Below are 17,245 nucleotides of genomic sequence, written 5' to 3'. Positions count from 1 at the left end.
ACGAGGATTAACCATGACCGATCAAGCCATCACTTTTGATGATGTTTTACTTGTTCCTTCATACAACCACCATGAATCCAGACGGGTGGTTGATACTACGAACACGGACCGATTGGGTAAACTGAGCTTAAACCTCCCGGTTATCAGTTCCAATATGGATACCATTACTGAAAGTACTATGGCAAATTTCATGCACAGTAAAGGTGCTATGGGAGCATTGCATCGTTTTATGTCCATAGAAGAGAACATTCAGGACTTTAAAAAATGTACGGGTAATGCTTTTGTTTCCGTAGGATGTACTGATGCTGAGTTACAAAGAGCCGAAGCATTACGTGATGCAGGCGCTGATTATTTCTGCGTTGATGTAGCTCATGCTCATGCCAAGTACGTCGGTAAAACTCTGAAAAGTTTACGCCAATTGCTGGGTGACCGCTGCATCATGGCAGGAAATGTTGCGACCTATGCGGGTGCCGATTATCTTGCTTCCTGTGGCGCTGATATTATTAAAGCAGGCATTGGTGGCGGTTCAGTATGCAGTACACGAATCAAAACAGGTTTTGGCGTTCCTATGCTCACCTGCATCCAGGATTGTTCTCGTGCTGACCGTTCTATAGTTGCTGATGGAGGGATAAAAACTTCCGGCGATATAGTCAAAGCATTGGCATTTGGAGCGGACTTTGTGATGATTGGTGGAATGTTAGCTGGAACTTCTCCAACACCGGGTGATGTCATTGAAAAAGAAGATGGCACAAAAGTTAAGCGTTATCGCGGTATGGCATCCAGGGAAGCACAAGAAGCATTTTTAGGTCAAATGCACGAATGGAAAACTGCTGAAGGAGTAGCAACAGAAGTTCCTTTTAAAGAAAACCCTGATGGTATAATTGCCGATATCGTAGGTGGCTTAAGATCGGGTCTAACCTATGCCGGAGCCGATACGATCAGTGAATTACAACGCAAATTAAATTATGTGGTAGTTACTCAGGCGGGGAGAATCGAAAGTTTACCGCATAAATTGCTTGAACGATAAATCTCTTTATATAAAGCTAACCCGATAATTCATCTTCAGGTTAGCTTTATATTTTAGTTTTAAAATCTTTAAATTTTGTTTGTTTAATACCCTGTAGGTAAGATTACCCTCAGGGGTATTTAGTTATTGCATTACATTACCCATACTGCTCGTATTCTCCACTTCAGAACTTGGTGTGACTGGTGGAGCTGGTTGTTCGGCTATTTTATCATATTTTTCAGTATTCGCTTGTTTTAAGGGATCCTCTGGGTTTGGTGATGGAGAATCCGGAAAAGGAGTCATTGCAGTCATTGGGACAGGTGAACTGTCATTTTCCACAGATAAGCTGCTGTCTTGATCCTGGACAGGAGGACTGATTTCAGAAGGATCGATACTATTCTCAACTTCAGAACTACTAACAGCCTGTTCCTCAACTTCTTGCTTAGCTACTTCCTCAACTTCTTCCTTAGCTACTTCCTCAACTTCTTCCTTAGCTACTTCCTCAACTTCTTCCTTAGCTACTTCCTCAACTTCTTCCTTAGCTACTTCCTCAACTTCTTCCTTAGCTTCTACCTTATCTTCTGGCTTAACTGCTGGCTTAACCTCTTCCTTAACTTCTAGAACAACGTCCCCCACAACAGAAGAAGTACTTCTACCTTGAGGTTGAACAGGAGGATTACTGCCAACATTACTGCTGCTTTGTGGTTGTGTTGAAGGTGGCGTAGTTGTAGCAGGTGATTGTTGATTAGCAGAATCACTCTCTGGCTTCGAAAAAACACTCTTAACTTTATTCTTTATTTTATCAACCGCAGCATCGACACCTTTTTGTGCCAAATTTTTCCCAATATTTCTTATAGGATCGTATAATGCGCCATTTATCCCTGCAACAGTTTTATAAAGCTGATTATACAGCTTCATCATTGGATCTTCTTTACTGTCCGATTTTGACTCTTCCTCAAGTTTTTTCTTTTTCTTTTGATTTTCAGCAAAATCATCAGCAGGGGCTTGAGCCAATTTGCTTAATCCTGCTTTTGCCTTCGAAGCCAGATCGACACCTTTTTTTGCAAAATCAACAGCTTTACCTAAAAAGCCTTGGCCTGAAGAAGGCGTTGGCTCTGGAGTAGGTGTTGGAGCAGATGACCCGGACGTACTCGGAGAGGGAGTAGATACAGAGCTTGGTGGAGTTTCTTCTGCCATATTAAGGTACCAATTAAGTCTATCATAATTAAATTATAGTAGCTCATTCGTATTTTGCATTTTTAAATGGCATGATCCTCTACAGTTTTATAGCACGCTGCAGAACATTATTTACTGAGCACGGCCATTAATTTTTACACAATTGACTGGTTAGATTTCATTAATCTTATTGAAAGCTCCTCATGGCATCTTGAAATTAGCCTTAAGCATGACATATCCCAGAGGCATTAAGTAATTACGCCATAACCAATTCAGGATTTTGCGCTAAAACCTGTCCCGCTTGCTGTATTAATTCAGATGCATTTATATCATTTTGATATCCGCTTATTTTTTGATTATACGCTTTAGCTTTCTTTTCATAAGAATCAAATACGTTTGAAGATCCTAATGGCTCAATGGCGCTATCTACAGTCAAAGGTTTTAAATCCATCTTAAATACTCACTTAAAGTAATATAATAGAGAGCAATTATATCAAAATTAGCTCTATAATAAATTAAAGGCCAGAGAATAATGGCTTAATAAATTTAGAATAATAACCGACTTGGTACACCACTATTTTTTAGAGCTAATATAAAAAGTAATGCAGTGTACCAATCATAAGAAACAGGTAAGCCATGAATAATGACGACTTTCGCTATATGCGGCGTGGTAAACAACTCTCAGGGTTAACTCAGGAGGAACTGGCACTTCTTGAACCGATCAATAAACGCGGGACGGGCTTTGAACGTGCGTTACTGGTTCTGCATGGGTTTTCTTCTTCTCCTGCGGTTTATCGCTATCTTATACCTAAGTTAAAACATTATGATGCTATTGTTTGTCCTGTTCTTCCTGGCCATGCTGAGAGTATTGAAGCATTTTCTCATTCCAAAGCTTCCGAATGGTTATTAACTGCACATCATGCTTGCGAAACATTAACAAAAGAATACAAGAAAGTAGATGTTTTAGGTTTATCTTTAGGGGGATTATTGGCCTGCGAACTGAGTCAACGATTCAAACTGAATCATCTGTTTCTTTTGGCGCCAGCTCTAAAACTGCACATGAAAGTAAACTCCATGCTCAAGCTAGCCCAAATACTCAAATACTTCGGATTTCGTCATCTGCGTAATGCGGCGGGTAATCTAAAAACCAACGAACATGCAGAAATTGCCTATAGAAAACTCCCAATTTCTTCGATCATAGAAATGCTGACTCTTGCCCAACAATATGAGTGGGTACCACCAACCTGCCCTGTAGATCTGTTTCTGGGTACTTATGATGAGGTAGTTGCATCAGAAGAGGTTGAAAAACTGTTCACGTCACTACCTAATGTCACCACACACTGGTTAAAAAATTCCGCTCATGTTTTACCTTTAGACAGCGATCTTAATGAAATAGTACAATGCATTAACACTGTTAAATAAGGTTATTGAGGTAAATCATTGAAAAAAGTTTAAATTTAATGTATTTTTTGCGCTCAATTTGTAACTCAGGAGTTTATTGTGCGCTTCAAATTATTTGATCAAATTAAACCTGACTCGGTTTTAAATACTGCCGGACCTGTATTATTTTGTGTAGCAGCATTAGCAGCAACCATTTGGTCACTCAAAGATCTGGCAGAAGATCCAGATACTACTCAATTTATTTTAGATAGTTTAACCGATCAGATGGATCGTCATGACATTGACAATGATTATGCCAAACTGTACTTAGCCTCTGGCTTAGGAAGCTAAAACGAAACCACTCAATTCGGCAATTCAGTATGATGCCGAATTGAGCTCAATAGACTAAGGGAATTGTTTGTTATATCGATTAAAATCTTCCATATCAAACTGACTCCACTCACGTAAATCAAGAACTGATCCGTTGAATGCCATAAAATCAGCTCGGGTTGTTGGAATATTAAAATAGTAGATATCGCTGGCATCAGTCGCAAGGTTACTCTGATGGTTCACCGCAGAAATTTCAGCCACCGATTTATCGTGAGTCTTCACAAAACTTCGTTGAGCTCGTAAATATCGTCCTTTAAACTGGGCGACACCCCATAACTCGACATCAAGTCTGTTAACTACACCGGCCAATTGTACTTTCGCTGCTTTTTTTGCTCTAATGATTATATTATTGCTTTTAATCCAATAAAGACTTAACCAGGCATCACCATCTATATTAAGCCTCGCAAGATTGGCAAATCCGGTTAATTGAACTTTAGGATTTCCTTTTAGATAAATCTTCAAGTTGCGACTTGAAATTCCATTAATTTGCGTTAACCCATCGCCTACAACTTCCAACCGCTGCAAACCTATAGTTCCAGCTAATCGGGTTGTTCCTGGATTTGCTAAATAAAGATTTAAATAACTGGTATGCAGTTGGCTTCCACGTATAGATCCTGCTCCAACATATCGAACACCATTTAAGAATCTGCCTCGAATATCAGCATTAACAGCCCCAAACCGTGGAAATCCCTTACCTAGAGCAAGATATAAGGTTCCGTTTGATACCACAGTATTAACCTGCGCCAAATCTCTGGGGTCACCGGTTAATATGACCTGAGGCTTTTTGTAGCCAGTATGTAAATGAATATTAATTTGCCCTTGAACATCCACCTGATTAAAGGCAGCAACTTGTCTGTATTGATTCGTACTGCTGGTTGAATACTGAGTTACAGGAAGAGGCAACTTTTGCTCATTATGAGAGCACCCGACCAAAAAAAAGACCAGTAGAATCAACGAATAACACCGCTTAAGCATAATCTTCATTCCTATTTCAATAATCTCTCTACATTAGAGTAAGTTATAGCAATGTGCAAGGCAGCATCTCGATTAGTCACTGGCCAAATGGTTATTTAGCCATAACAAACCCCTCTAATACCAGGACTCCTTACTAAAATCTGAAATGGTTACATTACTGGAACAGGAATCATGATATTGGTTATCAGGAGCTTTATTAATCAAAGATGCCACAGACTCATTAAAAGGAATTAAGGCCGGTAATTGAATAAATACATCTACCAGGTAACCGTCCTTACACCCCAGATAAATTTTACCTGCGTTGTTTGACCCAAAAGCTTGGCTGATGTGCTCCCGTAAAAGCGATAATTTTACTGTCTTGCCTTTATGATCTGTTAAAAATCGTCCAAAAACAGAATCATCCACTTCGCTCACTAACCTCATTGCCAATGAAAAATAATTATCTGGAGTTAACACCTGGCAACTACCATGCTTGTTCCACTCATGTCGTTCTAAACAACTACCGTATTTATAACTGGGCATTAGTATTTTAAGCTGCTCTCCTACCTGTGAAGACAAATTCAGGGGAGAATAATCGCAGTGATTGGATCGAGGTTTCACATCACAAAATCCATATCGTTGACCACAATTTTCCTGGTTAGGCCATAATCCATGCAAAGTCAAATGATTAGCCTGATATGAAGTTCCAGTTAATTTTCTGCATTCAGGTTTACCTGCCTCATAACCATAAGTTTGACAAAATCCAGGCTGTGAACTGAGGGCTAGAACGTGCGAATCCGCCATACCGGCTCGAGAATCGCATTTTTCGGAATTACGTTCAGTATATTCAGTGAGGCCACAATCTGCGCTTACCCAGCGTAAGGAATTATGACTTTCTGGCATAACAATGCGCAACCAGTCCGGTGGACTTTTGTTAATTTCTTTTAACTGATACTGTTGGTGTATTTGCACCATTAAATTGTCGGGATTTGTTTTTTTATTCTTGGAGAGATAAGCAGGACATGATTTCGTCGCTTCGAAAGTACCACTTACTGCATTTAAAGCGTTTACATTTACAGAAAAAGCAAGGAACAACAGGGTGATAAATTTTATCATTAGGCATCCTGACCATAGTTTGGTATGAACATTATACCTAAGTCCTTTTCGAAAGCCAGCTTTTAACAATTCCGTGATCAAAATTGATAAATAAGGATTTTTTCTTTATCCATCGGCTTAAAAATTTAGCAAAACTGGTCTAGGATAAATAGTAGCTATCTTATATTTCTAATGCAGTTTGCTTTTTTAAAAGACAGAATCTATGCATAAAAGGACAGGACTTACAAAAAAACATCATGCTCGGGGCAAATGAAATTTTTAATGAGGGAGTTTAGATAAACTAAATGACCGAATTAAAAATTTCTTTTAACGAAGAGATTGGGCGTTTTTCACAAGTCCTGAAGGACGGGAGAATTATAATGGTCATGGCAGATCCCAAGCACTTAAAAGCTGCAGGTGATAAAGCATTGGAACAAGGAGATTTGCCTTTAGCTCTAAGCTTTTATGATCAAACTATTGCTGCAAGTCCGCAATTTTATGAAGCGTACTATCAAAAAGGTTCTGTACTTTTGCGTATGGGCAAATCCATTGAGGCCGCAACAATGTTTTGGCAGGCTTATTTATTCAGCCAATTCAAAATTGAAATCGGCTTAATGACTGCAAAAACGCTGGCTCATGCTCATTATTCATTTGAAGCCTGTCGTCTCTATGAGACTTTCGAGATTGATCACATTGATCCGAGCAGTTTAGCTTATTATCTTTATGCCTTAAGACAGCAAGGTAGAATAAAACACGCCTATACTTTGCTTCCACGACTGGAACATGTCCATACTCCAATTACAAACTGGGCTAAGGCATTAATTTATCTTGACATGAATCAGATTGAACAAGCACGCGAATTATTAGTACCTATGGAGGCTACTGATAAAGATGGATCCATTGCCATTTTACTTCATGCGGTATATCTGGCATTAAATAATAAAACAGCGATTCGTTCTGTTTTAGATAATGCAATCAAACGAGTTTCATCTCCTGATTACTATTGCTGTCAACGAATTGCTTTGGACATTCTGGATAAGAGGAACAAAACACCAATTGATACCTACAGATCATTCAAACGTTTTGACCTCATTGATGCGGCTCATTACCTGTCAAAAAAAGCGAAAAAAAAATTAGTTTGCACTGGAACCACGTACCAAACTTTTGAAGAATTAGCACCACAAGTACTTAAAGAAGGTTTAATTCTTGAGTTTGGTGTTCGCTTCGGTTATTCCATATCCCATCTTGGCACTCTGTTTTTTGATCGCAAGATCTTTGGTTTTGACAGTTTTCAAGGGTTGCCAGAACGATGGCATCATGAACATGCTGGATCTTATTCTACTAAAGGAATTATCCCACAACTTGCCGATAATATTGAGCTTATTGCAGGTTGGTTTAATGAAACCTTACCCGATTTCAAACAGAAACATCCTGAGCCGGTAGCTTTTATCAATATTGATTGCGATCTCTACTCATCAACAAAACTGGTTTTGGATGAGTTAACCGAACAGATAATTCCTGGAACCATCATCGTTTTTGACGAATACATTGGGAATACAAACTGGCGTCAGGATGAATTTAAGGCATTTCAGGAGTGGACCCAGAATAATAAAGTAACCTACCGATACCTTACCGCAAGTTTTTATACAAAACAGGTTTCAGTGCAAATTATCAATAAAAAATAAGTTATCTTAAGAAATTGCATACAATGGATACACCTTCCAAGTTCTGTAAATGCAACCTGGAATGAACAGGTATGAGATGAAATAGAGTGTATTGTTTACCTATTTCGCCTGATACTGAAATTATAAAATTTCTCACTCCTGTCGTTGCACTGACGCAAACAACATGAGTGAGATAATTCGAGAATAAGCGCAATTATAAAGCGGTTACTTCCTCAGCTTGCAGTCCTTTCGCACCTTTAGTTACGAGGAACTCAACGCGTTGACCTTCCACTAAAGTTTTACGTCCTGCACTACTGATAATGGATCTGAAGTGGACAAAAACATCATCCTGACCATTATCACGACTTATGAAGCCATAACCTTTATCATCATTGAACCACTTAACGTGACCAGTTTCTTTAACAGACATTTCTACTTTCCAATTAAAATTAAACATGAACCTGTGATGAAATACATGGATAAAATACGATTTTTTTTAGCGCAATATATTCGCAACTCTCATTACCGCTCAAGATTGAATCTCGCGAAAAACTGAATGTTATCCGAAAATCATAACCTCACAAGTAATTAAAATTATAATATGATGTTCAACAAATAGCGAGGAATATGTACAACTTCTTTATAAATGATGCAAAAATTCACGTTGTAAACTGAATGAACGTTGACGAGACCAAGCCTTTAAACTACAAAGGCCTGAAGCTGATTATTACGATAATTATAAAATAAGGCATCGCTTTTCTTCTTGCATTGCTTTATCAAAAGTATTAAGCGGTGGAAACACCGGAGCCGTAAAAAACTGAATTCCTCTCTTTATATTTTTAAACGAGAAATTCTCTTCAAAAGTAGGAGTAGGGGTAAATAACTCGCTCATCGTATCAGTCGCTTTATTACCGACACACACTACGTCCTCAAAACCACCTAAAACATAGGATCCCAGGTAAATGGTATTCCCTGATTGTTGTTCTTTATCCAGCTCCAAACGAACATCCCATGGAAGAGTGGACATGTAATCTTCCCAAATTTTCTCTTTAATAACCTCAACCTCGGTGACACCTTCAATAGTTTTTAGCTCTTTAATCAACGCGGCGTGATCAAAGGTAAAATCATTATGATTTGGTGGTAAATTGACATAGACAGTGCAGAATCTACCATCTTCCGGATCCTTGCGATTATCACGGGTCGTAATAAGAGCCAGATGTCCAAACCCGGTTTCATCAAGCCCTTGTGGGAAATAATATTGATGCGGTGGCAATCCCTTAATCTTATAAACAGCAACAGGATATCTATAATACTCCAATTGCTCCACGCATTTGATTTCTGTATCTGTAAGTTTCATGCCAAGGGATGGCCAATTTTTAGGAGAGGTCGCTAACACCAAAGTATCTGCTGTTTCTGTATATTTAATTCCGTTTTGCTCATAATGAACGGTGACATTATCTGACTCCCGCTCGATGTGAGTTACATTAGCATTTAAGCGAACATCAAATTTGCTGGCAATTTGTTGCATCAGCAACTGAAATCCGCCGTGTATCGCTAATAAAGAAGGTTGCTTAAATAGGTGTTCGACCAAAGCAAGATCAGGCAGGGTCATTTTACCTAGATATTCGAGAACGCTGTATGTAGGGCAATGGGTTATAGCACCATAACCAAAACCAGGAACAAAAGGTTTTGTCAAAAGTGGCAGGTGTTTTATTCCTCTTAATGTACAGTACTCAGTAAAGGGAAGTTGTAAATCTGCATGAAGTTGTTTTTTGTTTTGTTTTGCGTCTTGATACACATCATAATCGCTATTGAACGTTGACATTTCACTGACTAGCTCTTTAACAAACACTATTTTTTCAGTTAAAGATAATGAATTATATTTTTCTTGAATTTCAACAGTTTCCTGAGCCATTGGTACCATTGTTTCGTAAGATAACCCATTCTCGATTAACGCATCAATCACCACCCCATAATTAGGTGCAACAGCTCCAGCGCCCAGTTCAGTTTTCAGATCCGGATGTCTTGATTCGGGATAAGTACGACACTTGCCACCGACCTGATCATCACGCTCCAAAAAAACCAGTTCAATTTGTTCTTTTTGTTCTTTGGCTATCTGTGTCAGTTTACGCGCAGCAAATAAAGCGCTAGGTCCTGCGCCAATAAAAATCACCTTGGAAGGTAGTTTTTTCATATAATTCCTCGCTAATCTAACTTCATTAAAAAACATCCATTCGTTTTAATGCAAGATCTTATCGCTACCGTTGTTTTGCAAAAAAACATACAGTGCGTTGCGATATATATATCGAAGCAATATATTGCACAAATTAAATTAGCATAGGAATCAATTATTTAAAACTAATTCGCGTAACTTCTCAAGAACCCCGACGAAAGGCATCCCGAATGCAATGCCTCCAATTAACCCTAATTTTTTGGACAAAAATACTCAATGTTTCATTTCAAAGGTCATCAAGATCTCACTAAAATTGCCTTCTCCCTAAGGGAGAAGGCAATTCTTGCTTGATCTCGTGCATTAAAATGGATTTATAGGGGGTAATATGTTGGAACTCTGTTTCTTATCCGCATTCGATCGTTTAAGAGCAAGTACGGCGCGCAATAACTCATCACCTCGCCATAATACTTTCTCATCGCTCTTGTATAAGACCTGAGACAATAAGTGAATTTGTTTTTTTAAATGCGCGTCTCTAACCAGTTTGGTCAAGTCAGAAAGATTCAATAACGGGGCGTCAGGCCATTGCACCATACCCCATTTCAATAACGCATCACGTGCTTTTTTAGGATTACATTCCATACATGCTTTATTTAATTCAGCCAATGCATTCCTGGCTTGTTTTTTATCTGTATGACGTGTACGTTTTTGCCACCCCCACAACACCAACGTTGCTATCCAGGCAAAAGCAAAGAGTATTGCGACTATCCAGGCCCAATTAACTGAAGACTTTGAATTGCTATCAATTACCCGTCCGGTTTTCTCTGTCACCTGATTTACAGTACTATTCTGGGGTATAGTCTTATCAGAGCTGGTTGATAAAGCAGGAGTGATTTCCATACTTCGAGGAGGCAAAACAGCGACCTCATCCTTGCCTGTTTCAGTATTAAACCAGTGAAGACGTAATTCAGGGATGGTAATTTTCCCTGCTTTATTAAACAAATAGGTCACTTTAAATTCAGTGCTGCCTACCAACTCGCCTTGTTTCACCTGATTTTTATCAGCTCCTTTTTCGGGATACACACTAAACCCATCCGTTTCTTCAAAAACAAGGCTGGGCAATAATTGAGCGGGTATAGAAACACCTTCAAGCGTTACAGTTCGGGTTAAGGTACTTCCTTGTCCAATAGTCTGATTAGAGTTTTCGTACTGTTCTGTTAATTTAACCTGTTTTGCAGGCAACCATAATTTACCTTTATATTGAACAGGAATAGGCTGTACGTTTAACTTGATTGTTTTATCTGCAACTTTAATCCGCTGAGAATTTATATCGTAAATCAGAGCGGTAAACGTTGGAGAAATAATATTTAGAGTACCGCTTTTTTGCGGAAAAATAGCATAACTCTGCTCTTCTACAACATAATTAACATTATTTTGTATTGTTTGATAACGCTTGGCATCTCCAAGAGGTATTAATAGAGCATTATCCACTTGAGGACCCTGATATTCCGCATCCAGGAGTCTTTTACTATTATATAATTTAACAGTATAAATGATCTGTTGATTAACATAAGGTTTCTTTTCATTAACGCCCGCAGTCAAAACAACGTCCTGTTGTTGCGCAGAATTTCCCTGAAAATCCTGATTTGTTTGATTGCCATCCACATTTATCGTAATAGGATTGCTCTTATCCAATCCAAGTTTTATTGCAGGTATAGTCAATATACCTGGCTTTAAGGCTTTTAGTGAAATAATCCATTGACTGGCTGTTTGAGCCTGACCATTGATTAATATGTAATTAATGTGACGTTCTGTACCGTAAATGGTAAAGTCCTTTTGTAATACGGTCAGATCAGGAACACCTCCATTTTGTGGATTATCATCAGTAATGATTAATTTAAAAACATCCCCCATCGCCACTTGCGAAGGTTCGACCTGTACCTGGATTTCAGCGACTGCAAGCAGTGCATAACACCATAAAAATACCGATACTATTATTTTTTTCATTGGTACCACCCACGTTCTCTTCGTAAATGATCGCGTAAAAATTTTTCTCTCATCAAACCACCTGGATCGTCAGGAATCAAGCGTAACCATTGCTGTTTTGCTTGTTGTTTCTCCTGCTCCGCTTCAGATTGAGCATCGCCTTCCTGTTGTTTCTCATTTTTTTTATTTTGATCTTGTTTGTTATTCTGCTGATTTTGTTTTTGTTGATTTTTGTTCTGTTTATTCTTGTTTTGTTGATCCTTGTTCTGCTGATCTTTGTTCTGCTGATCTTTGTTCTGCTGATCCTTGTTCTGCTGATCTTTGTTTTGCTGATCTTTGTTCTGCTGATCTTTGTTCTGTTGATCTTTGTTCTGTTGATCTTTGTTCTGTTGATCTTTGCTCTGCTGATCTTTGTTCTGTTGATCTTTGTTCTGTTGATCTTTGTTCTGCTGATCTTTGTTCTGCTGATCTTTGTTCTTTTGATCTTTATTTTTTTGGTTCTTATCTTCTTTATCTTTATTCTGTTTTTGTTCTTTATCTTTCTTTAATAGTTCCTCTACCAATTTACGATTATACAGTGCATCCTGATTATGAGGATTAATTTTTAACGCTTTATTATACGCATCTATAGCCTGTTCATATTTTCCCATATGAGCTAATGCATTTCCTTGATTGTAATACCCTTGCTCATTATTTAATTCTTTAAACAGTTCAGCTGCTCGTTCATAATCACCGGATCGATAAGCGGCTGATGCAATCCAATCATCCCGCTCAAATGTATCTTTTGCTTTCTTAAACTGGCCTTTTTCCATTAACTGTTGAGCCTGTTGATCTGGGGTATACCACAAATCAGCCCAACTAAATGCTCGAGATTGCCAGGAAGTAAATGTAATTATTAAAAATATCAAACAGCGGATCATACGGCCACCCTCTGCAACCAACCCCTTTGAAATACAGGCAATAAGAACAATAAGGCAGGAATTAAAAACCATCTTCCCTCATCTCTCCACAGAGGGATGTCCTCATCTTTGCTCAGTGCATATTCCTCATTTCCAGTATTGTTTAACCATTGTTCCAAATCACTTGAATCCGATGAATACTTGAGTAATTGACCGTTACCCGCATGAGCAAAATTCTGAAAGAGTGGATTTAAATTATTATCAGCTCTAACGGGTAAAATCGAGGAAATAATACCGGATTGAGCCAGTTTTTTCGCTTTATTAATGGCATCTGAAGAAGGCGTATCGGCAGTTAACACTAAAATTTGGCCATGTTGATACCCAGCTTGACTTATCAATTGACTGGCTTCATTTAGGGCACTATCCAAATTTTGCCCTCCTACAGGCATTACATCCGGAGTCAAAGAAGATAAAAGAGAAGAAATGGTTTGCCCATCATCTGTTAACGGGGATACTACAAAAGGTTCCCCGGTAAAAACGATCAATCCAAATTGCCCAACATCTTTCCGTGTAAATACATCATGCAATTTGAATTTAGCCCTGCTGAGACGATCTGGGGTCAAATCAGCGGCCATCATATTATCGGACATATCCAATACCAATACTCTGGGCTCTATGGGCTTATAAGTAGCTACCGGTAATTTATACCAACTGGGACCAGCAATGCTGATGATCATGAAAAAAACACTCAATAATAAAAAGAACAAGGAGAACATTCGCTTTCCCTGTCGTTTACTCTGAATTAAATGATCCAGTAAATGGCTGTCACATACCTCACCCCAAGCATGCAATCGAGGAGTTTGCCGCCATAATATAATGATCAAACCAATTAATGGGAATATCAACAATAGCCACCATGGCCTTAAAAAATGAAAATCCGCCATCATGACTTAAGTTCCTCTCGAGCGTGAAAAAATGCGTTCAGGTTAAGTACTAATGCAGCTTTTCTACCTATCCAATAAAAACTTAATAATAACGCCAAACCCACAAACCAAGGGTAATATTCCTTCTGTGGACGTACAGTAGACTGCTCCTGCTTCACGGTTTCCAGTTGATTAATGGTTTGGTAGATGGTTTGTAATGACTCCGTATCTGTTGCTCGAAAATAACGCCCACCCGTCATATCGGCCATTTTCTTTAAAGTGTCTTCATCAAGATCTGCCGTAACATTCTGATTAAAAAAATCCATGCTTAAAGCGCGAGGATCTGCCTCAGAACCTAATCCAATCGTATAAATTTTGATTCCATCATCACGGGCTAATTCAGCGGCTTTTAATGGAGCAAGAACTCCCGAGTTATTCGCACCATCAGTCAAAAGAATGATCACTCTGCCTTCTTTGGGCACTTCATCCAATCGTTTAACAGCCAAGCCCACAGCATCTCCGATTGAAGTCGTTTTTCCTGCTAAACCTGCCGTTGCATCTTCTATACGCATCAATACACTGTGTTTGTCATAAGTTAGAGGGGTTTGCAAATAGGCACGAGTTCCAAAAAGAATTAAGCCAATCCTGTCACCGATTCGATCCTGTACAAATTGTTCTGCTGCTCGCTTCACTACCAATAAGCGGCTGACTGGACGACCATGTAATATCATGTCGTTAATTTCCATACTACCTGATAAATCAAGCACCATCATGATGTTGTAGCCTTCTCTGGCAACCGGTTTAGGTTCACCAACCCAACGTGGCCCGGAAAGAGCAAATACAAGAAGCAACCATATCAAAGCCGGGATGATTAATAATTTCTGGGCAGAAACAGAACGTTTTTCCTGTTCCACTATACCGACCATTGCTTCAAAGAAGGGAACTTTCAATGCAGTGGGTAAGGTAGATTTTACTCTGGGTAACAGATACCAGATCACCAAAGGTAAAGGCAAAGCAATGAGCGCCCAAGGATTTACGAGTTCAAACATGGAGCCCCCCTTTGCCGGATCCATTGCTCTGCGCGAGTAAACAAGGGATTCAAATTCACGGTCTCAGCTGTTTTAAAAGGCGAATCCAAAAGCATGGCTTTAACCGGTTTAAAATCAATGTTTTTGCTGGTTTTATTTAAAAACTCTATCCAGTCATCACCATGAATACTGGCAACCTCTGCTCTCGGAAAATACACTAAAGCAACTCGTCGTAATAGCTCTGAAACTCGAGCACTGGCAATTTGGACATTTCGATCCTTCATGTAATTCTCTTTATAAATACTTAGTAAATTCAATGCCTTATTTTTTGCCAAACCATTAATATGCCGTTTATAAACCCAATAGGAAATGCCAATAATGAGCAGAAATATCACGCTCATCACGACATACCATCCTGGAGCCAAAGGCCACCAGCTAATGGGTTCTGGCAGATGAATATCTTTTAATTGAGCCAAGGGATCTGTTTTAGCCACGTGACCTCCTTGGAAACGTCTGACGAACCAATTGGGTCAAATTCATCTCGGAAGTGGCCTGCACGTATTGAATTTGCAAGCGTTTAAACTGATCGCTTAACTGCTCGATTCTTTGCAGGCAATACTGCTCATAAGCAGTACTAACCGCGGATACACTGGTATCCAGTATCATTTCATGCTGTCCATTGGTAATCGCGTACTGTTCGGGCTTTGGTGGAGCCAATTCAACACGGTCACAGATATGATATGCCAGAATATCATTATGACCACGCAAGCGATTCAAATGTTTCTCACATTCTGCATCCATCGTATAAAAATCACTGATTAATACCACAATACTTCCAGGCCTTACTACTCGACGCAATCTCACAAGAGCATCACTCAGCAATCTGGGTTTTTCTTCCCGTTGGGCTTCAGTCTGAGAAGTATATTGACTGAGCGATGCCAATAAAGGAAGAACTCCTGAATCACGGCCACGGGGAATAAATTCACTATGTTCTGTAGCGGAAAAAAAGAAACCGCCAACCCTGTCTCCTTGTTTAATAACAGTCCATGCCAGAATCGCAGCTAATCGTGCAGCAACTACTGATTTAAAGGCAACACGGGTACCAAAAATCATGGATGGATTAAAATCAGCAAGGATAACTACTGGGCGCTCTCGTTCTTCCTGATAAATTTTTACATGCGGTCTTCCTGTTCGAGCAGTAACTCGCCATTCCATATGGCGAATTTCATCACCGGCCTGATAGTTTCTCACCTCGGCAAAATCCATTCCACGACCGCGTAATTTGGACAAGTGAGAACCAGAACGTAACGCCCTGCCTTCAGGTTTATAGTGAATCGATTGAGCATAACGTCTCAGATCAATTAATTCATTTAGCTCAGCAACAACACCATCTGCCATAAAAACCTCTAAGGAATAGCAACCAAGCGTAATAACGAGTCGATAAAATCATCACTGCTCACTCCTTCAGCTTCAGCTTCATAACTCAGCAGTATTCTATGCCGCAGAACATCATGGGCGATGACATGGATATCATCCGGAATCACATAATCTCGTCCAGCAAGCCAGGCATGTGCCTTTGAGCATCGATCTAAAGCTATAGTGGCACGCGGACTGGCTCCAAAACGCAACCAGCGACCCAGCTCTTCACTATAGACGCCAGGATTTCGTGTTGCAATCACCAACTGCACCAGATAATTCTCCAATGCTTCGCTGGTATGTACTCTTAATACTTGCTTACGTGCTTCAAATAGAGTGCTTTGCTGTAATTTAGGGAATTTTTCTTGTTTGACCGCAGCTGCTCCCAATGCCTCCTTGCGAGTCAAAGCAAGAATTTCATGCTCTACCTGAGCATCAGGATATCCAATTTTAACGTACATTAAAAATCGATCCAACTGGGCCTCGGGAAGTGGATATGTACCTTCCTGTTCAATTGGGTTTTGCGTCGCCATGACTAAAAATAATTCCGGCAGTGGATAAGTTTTGCCACCAATTGTAACCTGTCGCTCAGCCATTGCCTCAAGCAAGGCAGATTGTACTTTGGCAGGAGCACGGTTAATTTCATCCGCCAAAATAAGATGATGAAATATAGGGCCTGGTTGAAATACAAATGAACCATTTTGTGGATGATAGACATCCGTACCGGTTAAATCTCCGGGCAAAAGATCGGGAGTAAATTGTATACGATGAAAATCACCTTCAACTCCATCCGACAACTCTTTTACAGCCCTTGTTTTAGCTAAACCTGGTGCACCTTCAACTAATAAATGTCCATCTGCAAGCAAGGCAATTAACAGTCGAGAGATGAGGCCTTTTTGTCCTAAAATCCGCGAATTAAGATGATTACTTAACTGCAATATCTGATTTTGAACCGTATCTACACGTTTATCGTCCAGTTGCTCCATTACAATTACCTTTCGAAAAAAATCCTATCCTAACGTGATTCAAGCCAGATGCCAAGTAGCTGTCCTGCCATGACATCACCAACCACGTCCCAATAACACTACTTTAATGTCACTATGGTCAAGCGCCATTCTATTGGCAATAAAATATACTGTAATCACTATTTATTAACAA

17 protein-coding genes are annotated in these 17,245 nt (G+C 39.4%); 5 read left to right on the top strand and 12 right to left on the bottom strand.

Annotated features, from left to right (window positions below; genetic code table 11):
• Positions 1-13: 13 nt before the first annotated feature.
• The gene (locus IZU94_RS17535; RefSeq protein WP_203113742.1) at positions 14-1,027 is read left to right on the top strand and encodes a guanosine monophosphate reductase; all 1,014 of its coding nucleotides are present in this window, start codon (positions 14-16) and stop codon (positions 1,025-1,027) included.
• A gap of 123 nt (positions 1,028-1,150) precedes the next feature.
• On the opposite strand, the gene IZU94_RS17530 is transcribed toward IZU94_RS17535, so the two are convergent.
• Together IZU94_RS17530 and IZU94_RS17525 are read right to left on the bottom strand one after the other, a co-directional pair.
• Positions 1,151-2,203: a hypothetical protein gene (locus IZU94_RS17530; protein WP_203113741.1), complete on the bottom strand. Its 1,053-nt coding sequence runs from the start codon at positions 2,201-2,203 to the stop codon at positions 1,151-1,153.
• A 235-nt stretch (positions 2,204-2,438) separates the two neighbouring features.
• Positions 2,439-2,633, bottom strand: coding sequence for a hypothetical protein (locus IZU94_RS17525; protein ID WP_203113740.1), 195 nt, complete (start codon positions 2,631-2,633; stop codon positions 2,439-2,441).
• 185 nt (positions 2,634-2,818) lie between these two features.
• Between IZU94_RS17525 and IZU94_RS17520 the strand changes: the two genes are divergently transcribed.
• Positions 2,819-3,604, top strand: coding sequence for an alpha/beta hydrolase (locus IZU94_RS17520; protein ID WP_203113739.1), 786 nt, complete (start codon positions 2,819-2,821; stop codon positions 3,602-3,604).
• A gap of 78 nt (positions 3,605-3,682) precedes the next feature.
• Complete coding sequence (locus IZU94_RS17515) at positions 3,683-3,913, top strand: hypothetical protein (RefSeq protein WP_203113738.1); 231 nt, start codon at positions 3,683-3,685, stop codon at positions 3,911-3,913.
• Between the two features lie 54 nt (positions 3,914-3,967).
• Here IZU94_RS17515 and IZU94_RS17510 read toward each other — a convergent pair whose 3' ends face one another.
• Entirely contained in the window at positions 3,968-4,927 is a 960-nt protein-coding gene (locus IZU94_RS17510) for a GIN domain-containing protein (RefSeq protein ID WP_203113737.1), read from the bottom strand.
• A 114-nt stretch (positions 4,928-5,041) separates the two neighbouring features.
• Positions 5,042-6,022, bottom strand: a complete 981-nt coding sequence (locus tag IZU94_RS17505) for a ribonuclease T2 family protein (RefSeq protein WP_203113736.1) — start codon at positions 6,020-6,022, stop codon at positions 5,042-5,044.
• A gap of 284 nt (positions 6,023-6,306) precedes the next feature.
• On the opposite strand from IZU94_RS17505, the gene IZU94_RS17500 reads away from it, so the two are divergent.
• Positions 6,307-7,686 carry a class I SAM-dependent methyltransferase gene (locus tag IZU94_RS17500; RefSeq protein WP_238400724.1) on the top strand — a complete coding sequence of 460 codons (1,380 nt, stop codon included), beginning with the start codon at positions 6,307-6,309 and terminating at the stop codon, positions 7,684-7,686.
• A gap of 193 nt (positions 7,687-7,879) precedes the next feature.
• On the opposite strand, the gene IZU94_RS17495 is transcribed toward IZU94_RS17500, so the two are convergent.
• From IZU94_RS17495 to IZU94_RS17485, 3 genes are all read right to left on the bottom strand, one after another.
• Positions 7,880-8,095 (bottom strand): cold-shock protein, encoded by a 216-nt coding sequence (locus IZU94_RS17495; RefSeq protein ID WP_018578299.1) that lies wholly within the window; start codon positions 8,093-8,095, stop codon positions 7,880-7,882.
• 306 nt (positions 8,096-8,401) lie between these two features.
• Entirely contained in the window at positions 8,402-9,859 is a 1,458-nt protein-coding gene (locus tag IZU94_RS17490; RefSeq protein ID WP_203113735.1) for an FAD-dependent oxidoreductase, read from the bottom strand.
• Positions 9,860-10,198: 339 nt separating this feature from the next.
• Positions 10,199-11,842: a BatD family protein gene (locus IZU94_RS17485; RefSeq protein WP_203113734.1), complete on the bottom strand. Its 1,644-nt coding sequence runs from the start codon at positions 11,840-11,842 to the stop codon at positions 10,199-10,201.
• Positions 11,843-11,939: 97 nt separating this feature from the next.
• Here IZU94_RS17485 and IZU94_RS18500 point away from each other — a divergent pair, with 97 nt between their 5' ends.
• Positions 11,940-12,422 (top strand): pentapeptide repeat-containing protein, encoded by a 483-nt coding sequence (locus IZU94_RS18500; protein WP_369410909.1) that lies wholly within the window; start codon positions 11,940-11,942, stop codon positions 12,420-12,422.
• 315 nt (positions 12,423-12,737) lie between these two features.
• On the opposite strand, the gene IZU94_RS17475 is transcribed toward IZU94_RS18500, so the two are convergent.
• From IZU94_RS17475 to IZU94_RS17455, 5 genes are read right to left on the bottom strand one after another with little or no spacing between them, the layout of a single operon-like run.
• Positions 12,738-13,667 (bottom strand): vWA domain-containing protein, encoded by a 930-nt coding sequence (locus IZU94_RS17475; protein WP_203113733.1) that lies wholly within the window; start codon positions 13,665-13,667, stop codon positions 12,738-12,740.
• The gene (locus tag IZU94_RS17470) at positions 13,664-14,692 is read right to left on the bottom strand and encodes a vWA domain-containing protein (protein WP_203113732.1); all 1,029 of its coding nucleotides are present in this window, start codon (positions 14,690-14,692) and stop codon (positions 13,664-13,666) included. The genes IZU94_RS17475 and IZU94_RS17470 overlap by 4 nt, the downstream gene beginning before the upstream one ends.
• Complete coding sequence (locus IZU94_RS17465) at positions 14,677-15,165, bottom strand: DUF4381 domain-containing protein (RefSeq protein WP_203113731.1); 489 nt, start codon at positions 15,163-15,165, stop codon at positions 14,677-14,679. The genes IZU94_RS17470 and IZU94_RS17465 overlap by 16 nt, the downstream gene beginning before the upstream one ends.
• Positions 15,158-16,069: a DUF58 domain-containing protein gene (locus tag IZU94_RS17460; RefSeq protein ID WP_203113730.1), complete on the bottom strand. Its 912-nt coding sequence runs from the start codon at positions 16,067-16,069 to the stop codon at positions 15,158-15,160. Before IZU94_RS17460 ends, IZU94_RS17465 begins: the two co-directional genes overlap by 8 nt.
• Before the next feature lie 8 nt (positions 16,070-16,077).
• The gene (locus IZU94_RS17455; RefSeq protein ID WP_238400582.1) at positions 16,078-17,073 is read right to left on the bottom strand and encodes an AAA family ATPase; all 996 of its coding nucleotides are present in this window, start codon (positions 17,071-17,073) and stop codon (positions 16,078-16,080) included.
• Positions 17,074-17,245 lie beyond the last annotated feature (172 nt).

The sequence above is a fragment of the Legionella bononiensis genome (assembly GCF_016786215.1).
GTDB lineage: Bacteria > Pseudomonadota > Gammaproteobacteria > Legionellales > Legionellaceae > Legionella > Legionella bononiensis.
This window is presented reverse-complemented; position numbering and strand designations above follow the sequence as displayed.